General features: G+C 69.1%; 15 protein-coding genes, 1 tRNA gene and 1 pseudogene. 7 read left to right on the top strand and 10 right to left on the bottom strand.

Annotated elements, in window-relative coordinates:
• Window positions 1-42 precede the first annotated feature (42 nt).
• Together CFK39_RS02385 and CFK39_RS02380 are read right to left on the bottom strand one after the other, a co-directional pair.
• Window positions 43-459 carry a YchJ family protein gene (locus tag CFK39_RS02385; protein ID WP_245822840.1) on the bottom strand — a complete coding sequence of 139 codons (417 nt, stop codon included), beginning with the start codon at window positions 457-459 and terminating at the stop codon, window positions 43-45.
• Between the two features lie 83 nt (window positions 460-542).
• On the bottom strand, window positions 543-1,439 hold the full coding sequence (locus CFK39_RS02380) for an NAD-dependent epimerase/dehydratase family protein (RefSeq protein ID WP_089064117.1): 897 nt from the start codon (window positions 1,437-1,439) through the stop codon (window positions 543-545).
• Between the two features lie 313 nt (window positions 1,440-1,752).
• Here CFK39_RS02380 and CFK39_RS02375 point away from each other — a divergent pair, with 313 nt between their 5' ends.
• Complete coding sequence (locus CFK39_RS02375; protein WP_089064116.1) at window positions 1,753-2,979, top strand: NAD(P)/FAD-dependent oxidoreductase; 1,227 nt, start codon at window positions 1,753-1,755, stop codon at window positions 2,977-2,979.
• A 56-nt stretch (window positions 2,980-3,035) separates the two neighbouring features.
• On the opposite strand, the gene CFK39_RS02370 is transcribed toward CFK39_RS02375, so the two are convergent.
• Together CFK39_RS02370 and CFK39_RS02365 are read right to left on the bottom strand one after the other, a co-directional pair.
• The gene (locus CFK39_RS02370) at window positions 3,036-3,461 is read right to left on the bottom strand and encodes a cupin domain-containing protein (protein ID WP_245822838.1); all 426 of its coding nucleotides are present in this window, start codon (window positions 3,459-3,461) and stop codon (window positions 3,036-3,038) included.
• 32 nt (window positions 3,462-3,493) lie between these two features.
• The gene (locus CFK39_RS02365; protein WP_089064115.1) at window positions 3,494-4,309 is read right to left on the bottom strand and encodes a class I SAM-dependent methyltransferase; all 816 of its coding nucleotides are present in this window, start codon (window positions 4,307-4,309) and stop codon (window positions 3,494-3,496) included.
• 440 nt (window positions 4,310-4,749) lie between these two features.
• Here CFK39_RS02365 and CFK39_RS16110 point away from each other — a divergent pair, with 440 nt between their 5' ends.
• The 4 genes and pseudogenes from CFK39_RS16110 (at window position 4,750) to CFK39_RS02350 (ending at window position 5,947) form a co-directional block, all read left to right on the top strand.
• Window positions 4,750-4,977 (top strand): hypothetical protein, encoded by a 228-nt coding sequence (locus CFK39_RS16110; RefSeq protein ID WP_157697028.1) that lies wholly within the window; start codon window positions 4,750-4,752, stop codon window positions 4,975-4,977.
• A 139-nt stretch (window positions 4,978-5,116) separates the two neighbouring features.
• Window positions 5,117-5,356, top strand: coding sequence for a hypothetical protein (locus CFK39_RS02360; RefSeq protein ID WP_089064114.1), 240 nt, complete (start codon window positions 5,117-5,119; stop codon window positions 5,354-5,356).
• 81 nt (window positions 5,357-5,437) lie between these two features.
• Window positions 5,438-5,659, top strand: a pseudogene (locus CFK39_RS16105) (recombinase family protein); the annotation flags it as partial.
• Window positions 5,660-5,698: 39 nt separating this feature from the next.
• Window positions 5,699-5,947, top strand: a complete 249-nt coding sequence (locus CFK39_RS02350) for a helix-turn-helix domain-containing protein (RefSeq protein ID WP_089064112.1) — start codon at window positions 5,699-5,701, stop codon at window positions 5,945-5,947.
• Window positions 5,948-6,130: 183 nt separating this feature from the next.
• Here the strand turns inward: CFK39_RS02350 and CFK39_RS02340 are convergent, their stop codons facing one another.
• Together CFK39_RS02340 and CFK39_RS17110 are read right to left on the bottom strand one after the other, a co-directional pair.
• Window positions 6,131-9,097 carry an FAD-binding and (Fe-S)-binding domain-containing protein gene (locus tag CFK39_RS02340; protein WP_245822836.1) on the bottom strand — a complete coding sequence of 989 codons (2,967 nt, stop codon included), beginning with the start codon at window positions 9,095-9,097 and terminating at the stop codon, window positions 6,131-6,133.
• Window positions 9,098-9,137: 40 nt separating this feature from the next.
• Window positions 9,138-9,269: a hypothetical protein gene (locus CFK39_RS17110; RefSeq protein ID WP_275094125.1), complete on the bottom strand. Its 132-nt coding sequence runs from the start codon at window positions 9,267-9,269 to the stop codon at window positions 9,138-9,140.
• Window positions 9,270-9,794: 525 nt separating this feature from the next.
• Here CFK39_RS17110 and CFK39_RS02330 point away from each other — a divergent pair.
• Window positions 9,795-10,505, top strand: a complete 711-nt coding sequence (locus CFK39_RS02330) for a hypothetical protein (protein WP_089064108.1) — start codon at window positions 9,795-9,797, stop codon at window positions 10,503-10,505.
• Window positions 10,506-10,877: 372 nt separating this feature from the next.
• Here CFK39_RS02330 and CFK39_RS02325 read toward each other — a convergent pair.
• The 4 genes from CFK39_RS02325 to CFK39_RS02310 all read right to left on the bottom strand — a co-directional run bounded on the left by CFK39_RS02325 (window position 10,878) and on the right by CFK39_RS02310 (window position 13,822).
• A tRNA-Lys gene (locus tag CFK39_RS02325) sits at window positions 10,878-10,954 on the bottom strand.
• 91 nt (window positions 10,955-11,045) lie between these two features.
• Window positions 11,046-11,819: an ABC transporter ATP-binding protein gene (locus tag CFK39_RS02320; protein WP_089064107.1), complete on the bottom strand. Its 774-nt coding sequence runs from the start codon at window positions 11,817-11,819 to the stop codon at window positions 11,046-11,048.
• Window positions 11,820-11,949: 130 nt separating this feature from the next.
• Window positions 11,950-12,996, bottom strand: coding sequence for a TetR/AcrR family transcriptional regulator (locus CFK39_RS02315; protein WP_089064106.1), 1,047 nt, complete (start codon window positions 12,994-12,996; stop codon window positions 11,950-11,952).
• A gap of 85 nt (window positions 12,997-13,081) precedes the next feature.
• Window positions 13,082-13,822, bottom strand: coding sequence for a GAF and ANTAR domain-containing protein (locus CFK39_RS02310; RefSeq protein WP_089064105.1), 741 nt, complete (start codon window positions 13,820-13,822; stop codon window positions 13,082-13,084).
• A gap of 243 nt (window positions 13,823-14,065) precedes the next feature.
• On the opposite strand from CFK39_RS02310, the gene CFK39_RS02305 reads away from it, so the two are divergent.
• Window positions 14,066-15,268: an alcohol dehydrogenase catalytic domain-containing protein gene (locus tag CFK39_RS02305; RefSeq protein ID WP_089064104.1), complete on the top strand. Its 1,203-nt coding sequence runs from the start codon at window positions 14,066-14,068 to the stop codon at window positions 15,266-15,268.
• Window positions 15,269-15,283: the final 15 nt, after the last annotated feature.

The following is a 15,283-nucleotide window of genomic DNA, read 5'->3' as shown; positions in this document are numbered from 1 at the left end:
CCCGTCGCGGGGCCGACGGCTCAGCACTGGCGCTGAGCCGCCTCAGACATCACCGTCGACGTAGAGCCAGCTGCCGTCCACCCGGACGAAGCGCGAAAGCTCGTGCTGCTCCTGGCGGCCGTGAGGACCTTGCGACACGGCCGTGAACTCGACCGTGCCGGCATCGTCGAAGGGCCCTCCCGCACCCGTGGCGAGCACGTCCAGACGCAGCCAGCGCACCTCGTCGGCCGGCGGGGCGGTGAGTTCCGCGCGTTCGGGCCGGGTGCGCGGATGCCAGGTGCGCAGCAGGTGGTCGACATCGCCCACCGCGAAGGCGGTGTACCGCGAGCGCATCAGAGCGACGGCCGTGGCGGCGTGCCGCTGCCGGCGCAGCACCGGGCCGCAGCAGGCACCGTAGGTGTCACCGCTGCCGCAGGGACAGCGGGAGTCATCGGGCAGGGCGCCGGCGGGGGAGCTCACCGCTGCAGCATCTCGCCGGTCCCAGCGCGCAGCATCACGGCCGGGAACCAGGCCGGATCCTCCACAGCTGCGGGGTGCATCGCTCAGCGCCGTGACCAGCCCGGCGTGGAGGGGCCCACCGTCGGCCGCCACCCTGTCTCGGACATGAACCGCAGCGAGGAGACTCGCAGCGAGCGCCGCTGCACGTCCAACCGGGTGCCGACGATCGCCTGGGTGATCTCCGGATAGAACTTCGCGGGCTGCTCGGTGCCCGCCTCCGTGGCGAGGTCCTTCGCCCAGCGCTTCTTGAGGATCGGCTCGCCGCCGACGTTGTAGAACCCGCTGCTGGCCCGCAGCGCCGCCACGAACGCGCGCCCCGCATCCGAATGATGCAGCAGCGTGACGTAGGAGTCCGGCTTCCCCAGCAGGATCGGATCACCGCTGCGAGTGGCCTTGAGCGCGTGGGTGGTGTGCTGGTCGCGGCCGAAGAGCTGCCCCAGGCGCAGGATTACGGTGCTGCGGCCCGAGGTCGCGAAGTCGACCGCCGCCCGCATCTCCTTCACCCGTGGCCGGAACGCCTGGTTGCGCACGCTCAGGGGGAGGTCCTCGCTGATCCACTCGGTGCCGTTGTCCGGGTAGAGGAAGATCGTGGACTCCTGGATGAGCCGGCGCACCCCGGCCTGTGCCGCGGCCTTCGCGATCGCCACGGAGGCCTCGAGGTGGAGCCGGTCGTCCTCGCGCCATGCCAGCGGGCGCAGACCCGCCATTCCGACGGGGACGTGAGCGAGCGTGTTGATCGCGACATCGTGACCGCGGAAGGCCCGGGCGAGATCGTGGTTGTTGAACACATCGGCGACGATCGCGCTGCCGCCGCGCCCCTCGATGATCGGCACCCCGGAGTCGCGCCGGGTGATACCGGTGACCTCGTGCCCGGCGGCGACCAGCGCCTCGATGGCTTCCTGTCCGAGCACACCCGTGGCACCGGTGACCGCGATCCTCACGCTGACCTCCTCAGGCGAGTCATCCGTGAGGACCCTCGCGCGCAGACGTTCCTGGGAGGAACGAGTCTAGGGGATCGCAGCAGGTCCGCGTGCCCGCGGACGTCCCGTGGAATGACCAGTCGCGACCGAGTCGTCGAGAGAGGTCGACCTCGGCGGTGCCCGCACCCGGCGCACCCGGCGGCCGCCCGGATGTGCCCTGTCCGCGATCGATATCCGCACCTCGCAGGTGCGGAGAGATCAGTATGCTGGCCAGCAGGAAGAGTCCGACGCCGACGTTTCCGCAGGGGAGCGTGGTGGCCAGAGGAGGAGCCCCATGGAGCAGGAGCACATCGTCCTCGTCGGTGGTGGTCTTGCGGGTGCGCACGCCGCCGCCGAACTGCGAAAGCGTGGATTCGACGGTGACCTCACGCTGCTCAGCGACGAGGCTGAGCGGCCCTACGACCATGTGCCGCTGTCCAAGGAATTTCTTCATGGCGGCCACGGGTATCACCCGCTCTTCCTCCACGACGAGGGCTTCTATCGCGAGCACCGGATCGATCTCCGACTGGAGGCGCGCGTCTCACGGGTGGATCCGGACGACGACACCGTCCACCTCGATGGCGGAGAGAAGCTCCGCTACTCCGCGGCGCTCCTGGCGACCGGGGCTGCCGCACGAAGGCTGCCGCTGCCCGGTGCTGTGGGCGCGACACCGCTGGCCGGCGTGCACCACCTCCGCACCCTCGGTGAGGCCGAGCGGCTGCGGAGCGAACTCCGGGCGGCCCGGCGCGTCGTCGTCATCGGTGCCGGACTGCTCGGCTGTGAGATCACTGCGAGCGCGGCGGCGCTGGGCAAGGACGTCGCCCTGCTCAGCCGCGGCCCGCTGCCGTTGGCCAGCGCGCTGGGGACGGAGATGGCCACGGTCTACCGGGACCTGCACCTCGAGCACGGCGTCCGGGTCCTCTCGTCTGTCGAGGCCGCGGAGCTGCGCGGGTCCGGACGGGTGGACGGGGTGCTGCTGACCGACGGACGGACGGTTCCCGCCGATCTCGTGGTGATCGCCGTGGGAGCCGTGCCGCGCACCGGTCTCGCGGAGGCGGCGGGGCTCGCCGTCGGCGACGGCATCATCACCGACAGCGCGCTGGCGACCAGCGCCCCACGGCTGTACGCCGCCGGTGACGTGGCCTCCGTCTGGTATCCGCGGACAGGACGGCACGAACGGCGCGACCACTTCGCCACGGCGCGCACCCAGGGCAAGGCGGTGGCCCGGAGCATGCTGGGCGAGCGGGTCTGCTATGACGAGGTGCCGTTCTTCTTCTCCGACCAGTACGACGTCTGGATGGAGCACACGGGGGCAGTGCTTCCCGGCGCCGAGCTCGTGGTGCACGGCGACACGGAGGCGCGCCGGTTCGTCGCGTTCTGGATGCGTGATGGACAGATCACCGCGGCGATGAACATGGGGCTCAAGGGCGTGCCCGACGCGGTGACACCGCTCATCCACGCCGGGGAGCAGGTCAGCGATCGAGATCTGAGGCGGATCGTCGCGGACGCGCGGCCCGCGTAGGGCGACCACGGGCAGACCGTGAGCTCTGGCCGCGCGGCGAGCACGCGCAGCGGCTGCTACCCCTGGTGCCGTTCGCCGGTGAGCATGGTCAGCAGCAGCACGCTGGCCTCCTCCGCAGCGTCGGCCGGGCAGTCCACCCGGTGCATGACGCCCTCCCGCAGATGGATGACGGTGCCGGGGCGGAGCCGTTCGGTGTCGCCACCCGAGCTGAAGTCCAGCGTCCCGGACACGCACTGCACGATGATGGGGTGCGCCGCCGTGTGGTCGGGCAGGTTCTGTCCGGGAGCGAAGGTGAAGGCGATGAGGTTGGCGCCGTCGCCCTGCAGGAGTCGCTTCACGGCAGGGCGGGGACGCTGCGGGTTCGGGGCGGGCGCCTGCTCGGTCAGGGGCAGGACGGTCATGGGGTCGGAGTCCCGGGACGCAGGGGTTCCGAAGCCGTCGGGACGGTAGACGGGACGGCGAGTGGTGGTCGGGTCGGACACGGGATCTTCTCTTTCGCAGTTCGGGACGATGATCACTCTGCTCTGCGGGTCAGGATGAATCCGACTCCGAGCAGGTGGTCGCGGTGGGTGGTGAAGACTCTGCGCATCGCGAGGACGCGGCGGCGGACCTCGGGGCGGCGGAGCACATTCCCGATGATCCGGACGGTCCCGAGCAGGCCCTCGTCGGCGATCATCCGGCGCGGGTCCAGCAGCGACATCGAGGTGCGGTAGGTATCGGTGACCTGGAACCCGGCCTCGTCGGCCAGCGCGACCCATTCGGGGATCGTCAGCGGCCGGGCGTTGACGCGGATGGAGCGCGCCAGCGCCCTGCGGATCTCGTCCTTGGTCCCGGGGGAGAGGTCGACGGGTGTCAGACCCATCTCGTGGATGGCGTAGACGCCTCCCGGCCGGAGCAGGCGGGCCGCCTCGCGCATGATCTCGAGCTTCCTGCGGTCGGTGTGCATGGTCAGCATCGCTTCGCCGAGCACGGCGTCGGCGCAGCCCGCGGGGAGGCTCGTGTGCTCGGCGGAGGCCTCGATGACCTGATGGTCCCCGGCGGGAAGGAGAGCGGAGACGGTCGTGACGGCCTGCGCATCGGAATCCACGCCGACGTACCGGCGGGGGCCTCGGTCGAGGATCTCCCGGGCGGTGATGCCGAGGCCGGGGGCGAACTCGACGACGGTGGACCCCGGGATGCCGATGTGGTCGAGCAGCCACTGCGTGGTCTCCCGGCCACCGGGGCGCAGCACCGTCTTGCCGATGCTCGCCAGCAACCAGTGTCCGGCGGTCTTCGCGACAGGTCGATTCGCGCCGGGGAGGGTGGTGCGGGCTCGGGTAGGGGATGCCATGGGGAACCTCGCGGATCGCTGTGGAGATACCTGGTAAGGCCAGCCTAACCTCATCGTGGGGGTTTGTGCGGCCCGGGTCCCTTCCGAGACACGAAGAAGCCCCACCGGATGGCCGGTGGGGCTTCGACTGCTGGTGCGCCATCAGGGACTCGAACCCCAGACCTGAGGGTTAGTGGTGCCTCGCTGGGCGACTCGTGGGGCCAGCAGCACCTCTCTCAAAAGGGGCTGCCCCAGCGAGACGGTTACGACACCGTAAGTTCACGGTTCTCAATAGGGTCCGGCGAGCGTATTATGAGACAGATCCGTCGCACTGTGTATACCCCAAAATGACACCCCGTGATCGGGAGGCCTGCGGTTCCCGATAGGGTCGTCGGCAATATTTTTGAGACGCAAGTGGTCACATCGGCGTGCCGACCACTTCAATGGGGCACCATTGCCGTGTGTCCATTTCGCTGTCGAGCTTGCCGTCCTGGCGTCAGCTGCGCACCAACGGGGCGGGGCTTGCGGTGGTCGGTGTTGTCGGAACGGTCCTCATTGCTCTTATCGACGGCGAGCTGCGATGGGGCAACATCGGGCTCATCTTCATTGGTGGCTCACTGCTTATATGGGGTGTCGCCGCGGTGAAATGGTCGCGGGAGCGCCGCGAACGACAGCGCACGGAGGAGTAGACGATGCCGACCACCCAACGCGTCGCCTACGTCCGAGTCTTACCCGTCGGCCAGAACCTCGACCGGTAGCTCGAGGCGATCAGCAGCGTCGACACGGCTTGCGGCGAGTACCAGTCCGACGCCAACGACATGACGAGAGATGGGTGTGGAGATGGCGAGGAACGGCAAGACAGCCCCGTACTGGAAGCGGATCCGCCCGATGGGGATCGGCTTCCTTTGCGTCGGCATCCTCCTCTGGGTCCTTGATCGGCTGATCGACGGCCCGTTCATGGCGGGGATGGGCCCCGGTTTCGCGGTGGGTGGCGTCGTCATCCTCGTCATATCGCTGACGTCATGGTGGGCGCGGCCCAGGGGCCACCCCGCTGAGCGGGACGAGTAAGCAATGCCCACCACGTAGCGCGTTGCCTACGTCCGGGTCTCCTCCGTCGGCCAGAATCTCGACCGGCAGCTCGAGGCCGTCGGCGAGGTCGACAAGACCTACAGCGAGTTCCAGTCCGCCGCCACCGCCTCCGAACGGCCCGAGCTGCAGAAGGCCATCAAGTACGTGCGCGAGGGTGACACCCTCGTGGTCGCCTCCATCGACCGGCTCACCCGCTCGCTGCGCGACATGCTCACGATCATGGAAGAGCTCGAACAGAAGGGCGTCACCGTCGAGTTCTGCACCCAGGGGCTGACGATCTGACCCGGCGGGGGAGGCCTCACCACCCGGCTGATCCTCTACATGATCACCGCCGTCGCCCAGTCCGAGCGCGAGATGATCCGGGAGCGACAGGCCGAAGGCATCGCGATCGCCAAGAAGACCCCCGGCAAGTACCCAGGGCGCAGGCGCCGGCTCAACAGCGACCACATCCGCGAGATCCGCAACGCCGTCGCCAGCGGAGTCCCCAAAGCCCAGATCCCACGTACCTACGGGGTCAGCCGAAACACGCTGTACCGCCACCTCGGGCAGCTGGAACCCCATCTCCCGTAGTCGTTCCCGGCGGTGACGGAATCGGTGAACGCGTCGAAGGCGTCCGTGGCGATGCGCTGGCGCATGCCCGGCTCGCGGTCCCCGCGGAGGTAGGAACGGATGGTCGTGCGGTCGTGGCCGGCGTGATCCCCTGCGACGGATCGACCCGGGCCGGGCGATCTCGGCGAGCACATCTGGGGAATCTCAGCGCGCGTCATCAGCCTCCAGCCCGTCGGCCAGCACCTCGGCGAGGTGGACAGCCGTACGCCGTGTGTTGCCCTGCGCGATCTGCGTGCGGCAGCTGAACCCGTCGGCGATGACCAAGGTCTCGGGGGAGGCGTCACGCACTGCCGGGAGCAGCACTCGTTCGGCACACGCCATCGACACGTCGTAGTGGCCCTTCTCGAATCCGAAGTTCCCGGCGAGACCGCAGCAGCCCGAGTCCGGCACCTCGGCGTCGATGCCCGCGCGACGCATCAGCTCCAGATCAGCGTCGAAGCCCATCACGGCGTGCTGGTGGCAGTGGGTCTGCACGAGCGCCGGGCGACGCACCTGTGGGGGTTCCCAATCCTGGGGCGCGTGCTCGAGAAGGAACTCTGCCATGGTGCGCGTCTGGGCGGAGAGGCGTTGGACCATCTTGTCGTCGGGGAGCATCTCCGGCATATCGGTGCGGAAGACCGCCGTGCAGGAAGGTTCCAGACCGATGATCGGGGTGCCGGCCTCGAGCCACGGGCGAAGCACCGCCAGGGTATGTCGGAAGACTCTCTCGGCCACGGAGAGCTGGCCGGTCGAGACCCAGGTCAATCCGCAGCAGACCGACGCGTCGGGGATCGTGACGTCGAATCCCGCGGATTCCAGCAGAGCGACGGCGGCGCATCCGATGTGGGGATCGAAGCGATTGGTGAAGGTGTCGGGCCAGACCACGACGGTGGTCGCGGCGCGCGGATCCGGTTCCGGTCGCCCCGCGCTGTGCTCGGACCACCATGCGAGGAATGTCTGGTGGGCGAAGGCGGGGGTCTCCCGCTCGATCGCGATGCCGGCGAGCCGCTTGCCGATCGTGGACAGGATGGGCGTGCTGAGCACCCGGTTGACCAGTCGTGGGGCCTGTGAGGCGATCCGTGCCAGCAAGGGCAGCCAGCCCATGGAGTAGTGCGCGGCGGGGCGGACCCTGCCCTTGTAGTGCTGGTGCAGGAACTCGGCCTTGTAGGTGGCCATGTCGACGTTGACGGGGCAGTCGGTCTTGCAGCCCTTGCAGGAGAGGCAGAGGTCGAGGGCGTCGCGCACCTCCGTGGAGCGCCAGCCGTCCTTGATGGGGGAGTCCTCGTGCGGACTCAGCATCTCGTAGAGCAGTCGTGCGCGACCTCGGGTGGAGTGCTCCTCCTCCTTCGTCACCATGTACGAGGGGCACATCACCCCGCCGTCCTGGCTGCGGCAGTTGCCGATGCCGACGCACCGCATGGTGGCCCGCGTGAAGCTCCCGTCGTCGCCGGGGTACTGGAACTTGGTGCGGTAGGGGGTGGGGTCCCACTCCGAGCCCAGACGCAGGTTCTCGTCCAGGCGGTTCGGCTGCACGACCTTGCCGGGGTTCATCAGGTTGCGAGGATCGAACAGAGCCTTGACCTCCCCGAAGGCATGGACGATCTCGGCACCGAACATCGTCTCGAGCAGCTCGCCCCGAGCCTGCCCGTCGCCGTGCTCGCCGGACAGCGAGCCGCCGTAGGACGTCACCAGCTCCGCGGCGCTCTCGAGGAAGCGACGGAAATCGGACACCCCGTCGGCGGTGACCATGTCGAACGGGATCCGGATGTGCACGCAGCCCTGCCCGAAATGGCCATACATCGCGGGATCGCCGAGGTCGAACTCATGGAAGAGCGACTTCAGATCCCGCAGGTAGTCACCGAGCCGCTCCGGCGGTACGGCGGAGTCCTCCCAGCCCGGCCAGGTGTCGGGCATCCCCGGTGGCCGGGCGGTGGCTCCCAGGCCTGCCTCCCGCGCCTTCCACAGCTTCTCCTCCTTGGCCGGGTCGTCGGAGAAGTTGACCCGGGCGTCGTGCTCGCTGCGGCCGAGCGCTTCGAGCAGCTCCTCGACCCGGCGATCCGCTTCCTCGGCGGTCTCGCCGCCGAACTGGATGAGGAGCCAAGCGGTGCCGTCGGGCAGCATCGACCGGGCGTCCTCGCCGATGTGCTCAGCGGCCTCGAAATTGATGAGCTGGCTGTCGACACCCTCGAGCACGATCGGATCCGACTGCTCCAAGATGGTCGGGACGGCGTCCGCGGCGGCGGTGATGTCGTCGTAGCCGAGCACCACCATCGACGTGTGCGCCACCGTGGGCATGAGCTTCAGCTCCGCCCTGAGGATGGTGGCGAGGGTCCCCTCGCTGCCCACGATCAGGCGCCCCACGTCGAAGGACGACTCCGGCAGCAGCGCATTGAGGTTGTACCCGGAGACGCGACGGGGGATATCGGGGAAGCGGGCGCGGATCAGCTCGCCGTAGCGCTCGGCGACCTCGTGCAGACCGCGATGGACATCGGCCCTCGGACCACCGTCGGCGAGGATGCGCTCGAGCTCCTCGTCGCTGGTGGGCCCGGCCCACCAGCGGTCGCCGGCGTGGGTGAGGATCTCCAGCGCGACGATGTTCTCGTCCGTCTTGCCCGAACGCTGCGCGGTGGCACCGCAGGCGTTGTTGCCGAGCATGCCGCCCAGTGCGCAGTGGCTGTGGGTGGACGGGCGGGGACCGAACTCCAGGCCGTACGGCGCGAGCTGCCCGTTGAGCTCATCGAGGACGATCCCCGGCTCGACCACGCACGTCTGCGCCTCCGCGTCGACCGAGATCAGCCGGTGGCAATACTTGCTCCAATCGATGACCACAGCCACGTTGGTGCACTGCCCACCGAGGCTGGTGCCCCCGCCCCGGGACAGCACAGGAGCGCCGTGCCGTGCGCACACGTCGATGGCCGCCACCCCCGCCTCCACGCTGTGGGGGACGACGACCCCGATCGGCACCTGCCGGTAGTTGGAGGCGTCGGTGGCATAGGCGCCACGACTGCCAGGGTCGAAGCGCACCTCGCCGTCCACCTCCGCACTGAGGTCCTGATCCAGAGCTCGGGTATCGATATCGGGGAATCCTCGGGGCGCCGGCGGGGGGATCTGGAGGAGCTCGCTACTGTTCACGGGCAGTTCACCTTCCGATGGTCACGGTCGAGGCCCGGTATCACACGGACCCGACCTCATCGGCATCGTCGTCGAAACCCAGCCTTCCCAGCAGGCCGGTGCGCGTCAGCGTGAAATGTCGTCGTGCGCTGGTCCCGCCAGCACCTCTGTGTGCTTCGTGCAGGTTCACCATGTCTACTCCCTCCCGCACGGGCCCGCAAGGATCGCTGCACCAGCATCGGAGCTGGGCGCACCGCGGTCAGCTGAGGCCGGGTGCGCCGACTGCTGATCGAGCCAGTTCACACCGTGCTCAGCCTCCGTCGGCTCGTGAACGCGGTGCCGAGACCCCCGCCGACCTCCGCCGTCGCGTCGAGCAACCTTACGGTCGGTCTCCATCGTGCTCTCGGGGAGCGCAATGCCGCCGACCCGAGCCAGGTCGGCCAGGAGGGCGGTCACCACAGCGGTCAGGGCCCCTGACATCCGTGCACCTTCCCCCTCACGGCCGGGCGGCGCACCGAGCATTCGCCGCGTCGCCCAGCAGTCGTGCGCTGGGCCAGAATGTTCGGGCACGCTGGCCCGACCGGTTGGACAGCGCCCTGAGCTTCTGCTGCGATGTTCTCACCATCAGAGCCTCGACGCCCTGTCCGAAGATGGCTGCGGATGGGCGTACGTGGTCTATCTGACGGACCTGCCGCGCCTCCTAGATGACTAGCCTCTCGTGGCCGAGATCAGCGACAAGGACCGGGCAGCCCTCATCTCTCTGTCCGCGCTGGGCGCGCGGAAGGTCCGCTGTGTCCCCTCGACCGACCGTGATGACATGGTCGATGTCCTCCTGTGCGGCAGATCGCGCCGGGTGCGGATGCTCGGAGGGATGGTGCGCAATAACCGCCCTGGCCGAATGCTGGGCGCGCTGTCACGCTGCATCGCGGTGGCAGCGGCGACCGGAGCGTTCGGCATCTTCTACAACAGCATCTGGAACGTGTCGGATGCCCTGCCTGCTCCGCGGCTCCTTGCCATCAGCCTCCTGGTGACAGCTGTGCTGACGGCCTGGCTGATCATTCGCAGCGGGCTGTGGAACCGGGGCCGCCACGAGAGCGAGCCCGGCCCGGCATGGGTCGATAACATCGCGATCATAGTGACCGTCGGGATGAGCGCGGCACTGATGTACGGGTTGCTGTTGGTCGGTCTGCTGGGCCTCGGCCTGGTCGTCGTCGAAGCCGGCTATCTCGGCAACGAGCTCGGGAAGGCGGCGACGCTCGGAGACTACGTCGACATCGCGTGGTTGTCCGCATCGTTCGGGACGCTCGGCGGGGCGCTCGGTTCCAGCTTCGACAGCGACGAGGCGATCCGTGAGGCCACCTACAGCAGACGATGGCACGAGCGGCGCAAGCTCTTCGATTCCTACGAGAACCACGACGCTCCGGGGTGAGCAGCGCGACGTAGATGTCGCTCTGCACCGAAACCCTGGGCACGGAGGGGGAGGCTCTCGCCGATGAGTCATGGTCGGCTCCGCCATGCCGAGGACATCAGGGACCTGAGCCGTGGCCGTCCGCGCTCATCGGTGTCCGCTGCCGACCCGGCGGCTCCCGGTGCCCGGCCTGACCCACCTGGAAGCACTCTGCGTCCGTGGCGCGGCCTCGAAGATCCGCGGCTTGATCGCTCATGACCAATGCCTGCTGAACAGGATCCTGGGTCTCGGCCCCGATCGCTCAGGCATACCGGCGGGTGACCTCTTCGACGGCCTAGGCCTGTTCCGGGACACGAAGAAGCCCCACCGGGTGACCGGTGGGGCTTCGACTGCTGGTGCGCCATCAGGGACTCGAACCCCGGACCTACTGATTAAGAGTCAGCCGCTCTAACCAACTGAGCTAATGGCGCCGAACAGAAAAGAACTTTACCTCCAAGTCCTCTCACGTCCAACTCGAGGGGTCGCGCTGTGAGCGAGCGAACAGTGCCGATGCGTGCGGTCTCAGCGGAAGTGCTGGACCGCCACCGAACTCGCCTCCGCCAGATCGCGGATCTCTGCGTGCTCGGTGTGCGAGAGGATCTCCTCGAGCGTCCCGTGGGCGAGGATCCGCCGCTCTCCGAGGAACAGGATCTGCGGGCACAGCCGCTGCAGCAGCTCGATGTCATGGGAGGCGATCAGGGTGCCGATCCCCAGGCGCCGGATCGTTGCGGCGAGGGTGTCGCTGATCTGTCGTCGCGTGTTCGGGTCCACGGCGGTCATCGGCTCGTCCAGCACCAGGATCTCCGGTCGGGTGGCGAGCGCGGTCGCGAGCGCGACCCGCTGGGTCTCGCCGCCGGAGAGGGTGCGCATCGTGCGTGTCAGGTAGTGCTCGGACAGCCCCACGGATCCAAGCAACTCCGCAGCGGAGACGGCGTGGGTGCGCCCGCCCTTGCGTGCCTCCTTCGCCGCCAGCTCGAGGCGTGAGCGGACGGTCTCGCGCGGATCCGAGATCGTCATGGCGTACTGCGAGACGAAGCGGACGGCCGCCCGGAACCGGCGTCGCTCCTTGCCGCGCAGCTTCACCACGTCACGACCTTCCCAGGTGACCCGGCCGGAGCTCGGTCGGTGCTCGCCGCTGAGGGTCGCCAGCAGAGTCGTCTTGCCCGCTCCGGACGCGCCGAGCAGACCCAGCGGCGGGTCACCGGCACGGACCGTGAGGTCGATCCCGCTGAGCACCTCCTCCCCGGGGTGGCCGGCATGCAGAGAGCTGGTGGTGAGGCTGGTGGGTGCAGGCATCAGGTGCTTTCTCGTGGCGGACGGTCCCGACGCACTCTAGCCAGTCCGGCTGTGCCGCCACTGCGAGCAGTGAAACGGTCTCGAGCCGGTGCGCTCTTCGTCCTCCACCCGGCCTGCGGTGCCCCGGGTCTCAGCGCTCGCCGTCTGCGCTCAGGAACGCACGGGCCAGGCGTGAGAGCTCCTCGATCGGTGCATCGTCGTAGGATCTGTTCTGCATGGTGCGCACGGTCCTCTCGCGCACCGCGAGGTTGAGCACGAGTCCGAACAGGGCCCGGCTCGCGAAGGCCGGATCGAGACCGCGGCGCAGCAGGCCCTGCTGGGCGAATCCGGTGAAGCACTGCTCGAAGATGTGCTCGTGGACGCGGCGCAGCCGCGACATCCGGAACCGACCGGGATGGTCGCCGCGGACGGACTCGGCCCCGAGGGTGCTGAGCAGCTGGACCGGCAGCGAGCCGGGGTGCCAGTGCGCGGGCAGCGCCTGCAGCATCGCCTCCGGGTCCATGCTCATCGCCTCCGCCTGGTCCAGAGCAACCTGGGCATGGGCCTCCAGCAGATCGACGACCGCCTCCAGCAGAGCGTCCTTCGAGGCGAAATGGTGCATCAGCCCCGGGTGCGAGATGCCCACGTGCCGGCTGATGTCGCGCAGGCTCGCTCCGTAGTAGCCGTGCTCGGCGAACATCTGCGCGGAGCCCTCGAGGATCTCTTCCCGTCGGGTCCGGGCGCGGGGGCGGGACGACGACGGCGCGGGCGCGGGGGCCGGGGGAGCCTTGACGGCAGTGCCGCCCGCAGGCTGGTCAGCCCCGCGGAGCAGCGTCAGCGGCGCGCTCCCGGCCGGGCCAGGGCTGATGGAGGTGCCGCCGGCCCAGTCCGTCGGCGCCGACCGCATCGTGCGCGGGCAGATCGGCAGCGGATCGGGGATCAGGTAGGTCACCGGCGAGAACTCGCTGCGCGGCTCCAGATCGATCAGGTGCTGCAGCGGCAGCAGACCGTCGAGGTCGATGTGCTCGGTCCCCAGCAGGTCCAAGGTGATTCTCGGAGCAGGTTCGAGACCACGGGCCTTGGCGATGACCGACAGCAGGGAGACGTGGGTCTCGGCGGTCAGGCAGCCGAAAACGGCGAGCGTGACCCCCCTGAGGTCGAGATCGACGCGGACCGTGACCGAGAGGGTGTGCGGCATGAGCGGAGGCCTTTTCGTGCGACGTGACGAGGAGGCCTCCTGCTAGACCTCGCTGGAGCTTATCCCGCTGTCGCCCCGACCACAATCAGCTCTCGAAAGCGGTCGTGGCCGGTGCGGTGCCGACGGAGGCCACCAGGTCGGACGCGAGCTCCCGCAGCTTCAGGTTCCGGTGGTTGGACGCGGTCTTCAGGAGCGCGACTGCCTCGTCCTGGTTGCACCGGTTCTGGCCCATGATGATCCCCACGGCGAGGTCGATCACCGTCCGGTGCTCCATCGCGGCGCGCAGGTCGCTGCGCGACTCGCGGTCGTGGGCCATCCGGATGGCGAGCCGCAGGGCATTCGAGGCCTGCTCGACCTCGAGCACGATCGAGGCGATTGTGTCGGGATCGAAATCGTGTGGGGCCGTGGAATACACGTTCAGCCCCGCCTGAGCGTCCGGGTCCAGGTCGAAGGGGACCCCGAGCACCGCTCGGACGCCCTGCTCCACGGCGGCGTCCTGATACTCGGGCCAGCGTCCGTCCTGACGCAGATCCCCCGCCCGGATCACGGTGTTCCCGCGGATCGCCGTCATGCACGGACCGTCGCTGAACCTGTTCTGGAGCTCGTCGAGCGCCTTCGCCTCGGCGCTCGAGGACACCGCAGTGGCAGCCTTGCGATCTCGCAGCAGCGTGACAGCGCACCACCGGTCCGGACCCGTCAGGGACAGCTGTCTCGCCAGCAGCTTCGTGAACTCGCGCAGGAACTCGGAGATGTCCTCGCTCTCCAGGAGCAGGGTCTGCATGGTGCTCAGCTGATCGTCCCGGGAGTTGATCACGTCATCCAGCATCGCTCGACCTCCTGTTCGGGCGCGCGACAGCGCGCTTCGCAGCCGCAGCACGCGCGACTCTCCCATGACACCCCGGTTCCAGAACGCCGTCAACAACGCACCTGTTCCGGTGCGGCATCGGCGTGCCCGCAGCCGGCCGGGTCCTCCCCGGCGTGCAGACCTTGTGGTCGGCACCGGCGACATCAGCGCAGTCCGACACTAGCGTGATCGACGACGACCGGAGCACCACCGAAAGGCGGGACCATGAGAGCAGTGACCTGGCAGGGGCGCGAGCACGTGAGCGTCGAGACCGTGCCCGACCCGATCCTCCAGCACCCCACGGATGCGCTCATCAAAGTCACCTCCACCGCGATCTGCGGCTCGGATCTGCACCTGTACGAGGTGCTCGGCCCCTTCATGACCGCGGGGGACATCATCGGTCACGAGCCGATGGGGGTCGTCGAGGAGGTCGGGTCCGAGGTCCATGGCGTGCGCCCCGGCGACCGCGTCGTGGTCCCCTTCACGATCTCCTGCGGGAGCTGCGCGATGTGCGGGCAGGGCCTGCCCTCCCAATGCGAGACCACGCAGGTCACCGAGCACGGCTCCGGTGCCGCGCTGCTGGGGTACTCGAAGCTCTACGGACAGGTGCCCGGCGGCCAGGCCGAGTACCTGCGCGTCCCCCATGCCGACTACGGGCTGATGAAGGTCGGCACCGAGCTGCCGGACGAGAACTACCTCTTCCTCAGCGACATACTGCCCACCGCCTGGCAGGCCGTGCAGTACGCCGGGGTGCCCGAGCACCGCACGCTCACGGTGATCGGCCTCGGTCCGGTCGGCCAGCTGTGCGCGCGGATCGGTCGGCACCTCGGCGCGAGGGTCTTCGGCATCGATCCCGTGCCCGAGCGCCGTGCGATGGCCGAGCGGCACGAGATCGAGGTGCTCGACCTCGGGGAGGACGGCGTGGGCGAGATCCGCGAACGCACCCAGGGGCGCGGCCCGGACGCCGTGATCGATGCCGTGGGGATGGAGGCCGCGGGCAGCGTGATGGCGGGCGTCGCCCAGAAGATCGCGGGCACGCTGCCCGAGGCCGTCGCCCGCCCCGTGATGGAGCGCGCCGGCGTGGACCGGCTCGCCGCCCTGCACACCGCCGTCGACCTCGTGCGACGCGGCGGCACGATCTCCCTGTCCGGGGTCTACGGCGGCGCGGCGAGCCCCATGCCGCTGCTGAGGATGTTCGACAAGCAGCTCCAGCTGCGCATGGGCCAGTGCAATGTGCGCACCTGGACGGACGCCCTGCTGCCCCTGGTCGAGGATCCCGAGGACCCGCTCGGCGTCGCCGATCTCGTCACCCACCGTCTGCCGCTGGACGAGGCCGCCGTCGGATACGACCTCTTCCAGCGCAAGCACGACGGGTGCGTCAAGGTCGTCCTCGACCCCACCGCGCCGTCCGTGCCCGCGATGGACTGAGACCCGACCACCAGA

This window comes from Brachybacterium avium (genome assembly GCF_002216795.1).
Taxonomy (GTDB): domain Bacteria; phylum Actinomycetota; class Actinomycetes; order Actinomycetales; family Dermabacteraceae; genus Brachybacterium; species Brachybacterium avium.
The sequence above is the reverse complement of the archived record's forward strand: the minus strand, read 5'-3'. Positions and strand labels throughout refer to the sequence as shown.

Coding starts and splice junctions, on each gene's coding strand:
- CFK39_RS02375 (WP_089064116.1), top strand. CDS start 1,753: ATGGAGCAGGAGCACATCGTCCTCGTCGGTGGTGGTCTTGCGGGTGCG.
- CFK39_RS02365 (WP_089064115.1), bottom strand. CDS start 4,309: ATGGCATCCCCTACCCGAGCCCGCACCACCCTCCCCGGCGCGAATCGA.
- CFK39_RS02360 (WP_089064114.1), top strand. CDS start 5,117: ATGGGTGTGGAGATGGCGAGGAACGGCAAGACAGCCCCGTACTGGAAG.
- CFK39_RS02350 (WP_089064112.1), top strand. CDS start 5,699: ATGATCACCGCCGTCGCCCAGTCCGAGCGCGAGATGATCCGGGAGCGA.
- CFK39_RS17110 (WP_275094125.1), bottom strand. CDS start 9,269: ATGGTGAACCTGCACGAAGCACACAGAGGTGCTGGCGGGACCAGCGCA.
- CFK39_RS02320 (WP_089064107.1), bottom strand. CDS start 11,819: ATGCCTGCACCCACCAGCCTCACCACCAGCTCTCTGCATGCCGGCCAC.
- CFK39_RS02315 (WP_089064106.1), bottom strand. CDS start 12,996: ATGCCGCACACCCTCTCGGTCACGGTCCGCGTCGATCTCGACCTCAGG.
- CFK39_RS02310 (WP_089064105.1), bottom strand. CDS start 13,822: ATGCTGGATGACGTGATCAACTCCCGGGACGATCAGCTGAGCACCATG.
- CFK39_RS02305 (WP_089064104.1), top strand. CDS start 14,066: ATGAGAGCAGTGACCTGGCAGGGGCGCGAGCACGTGAGCGTCGAGACC.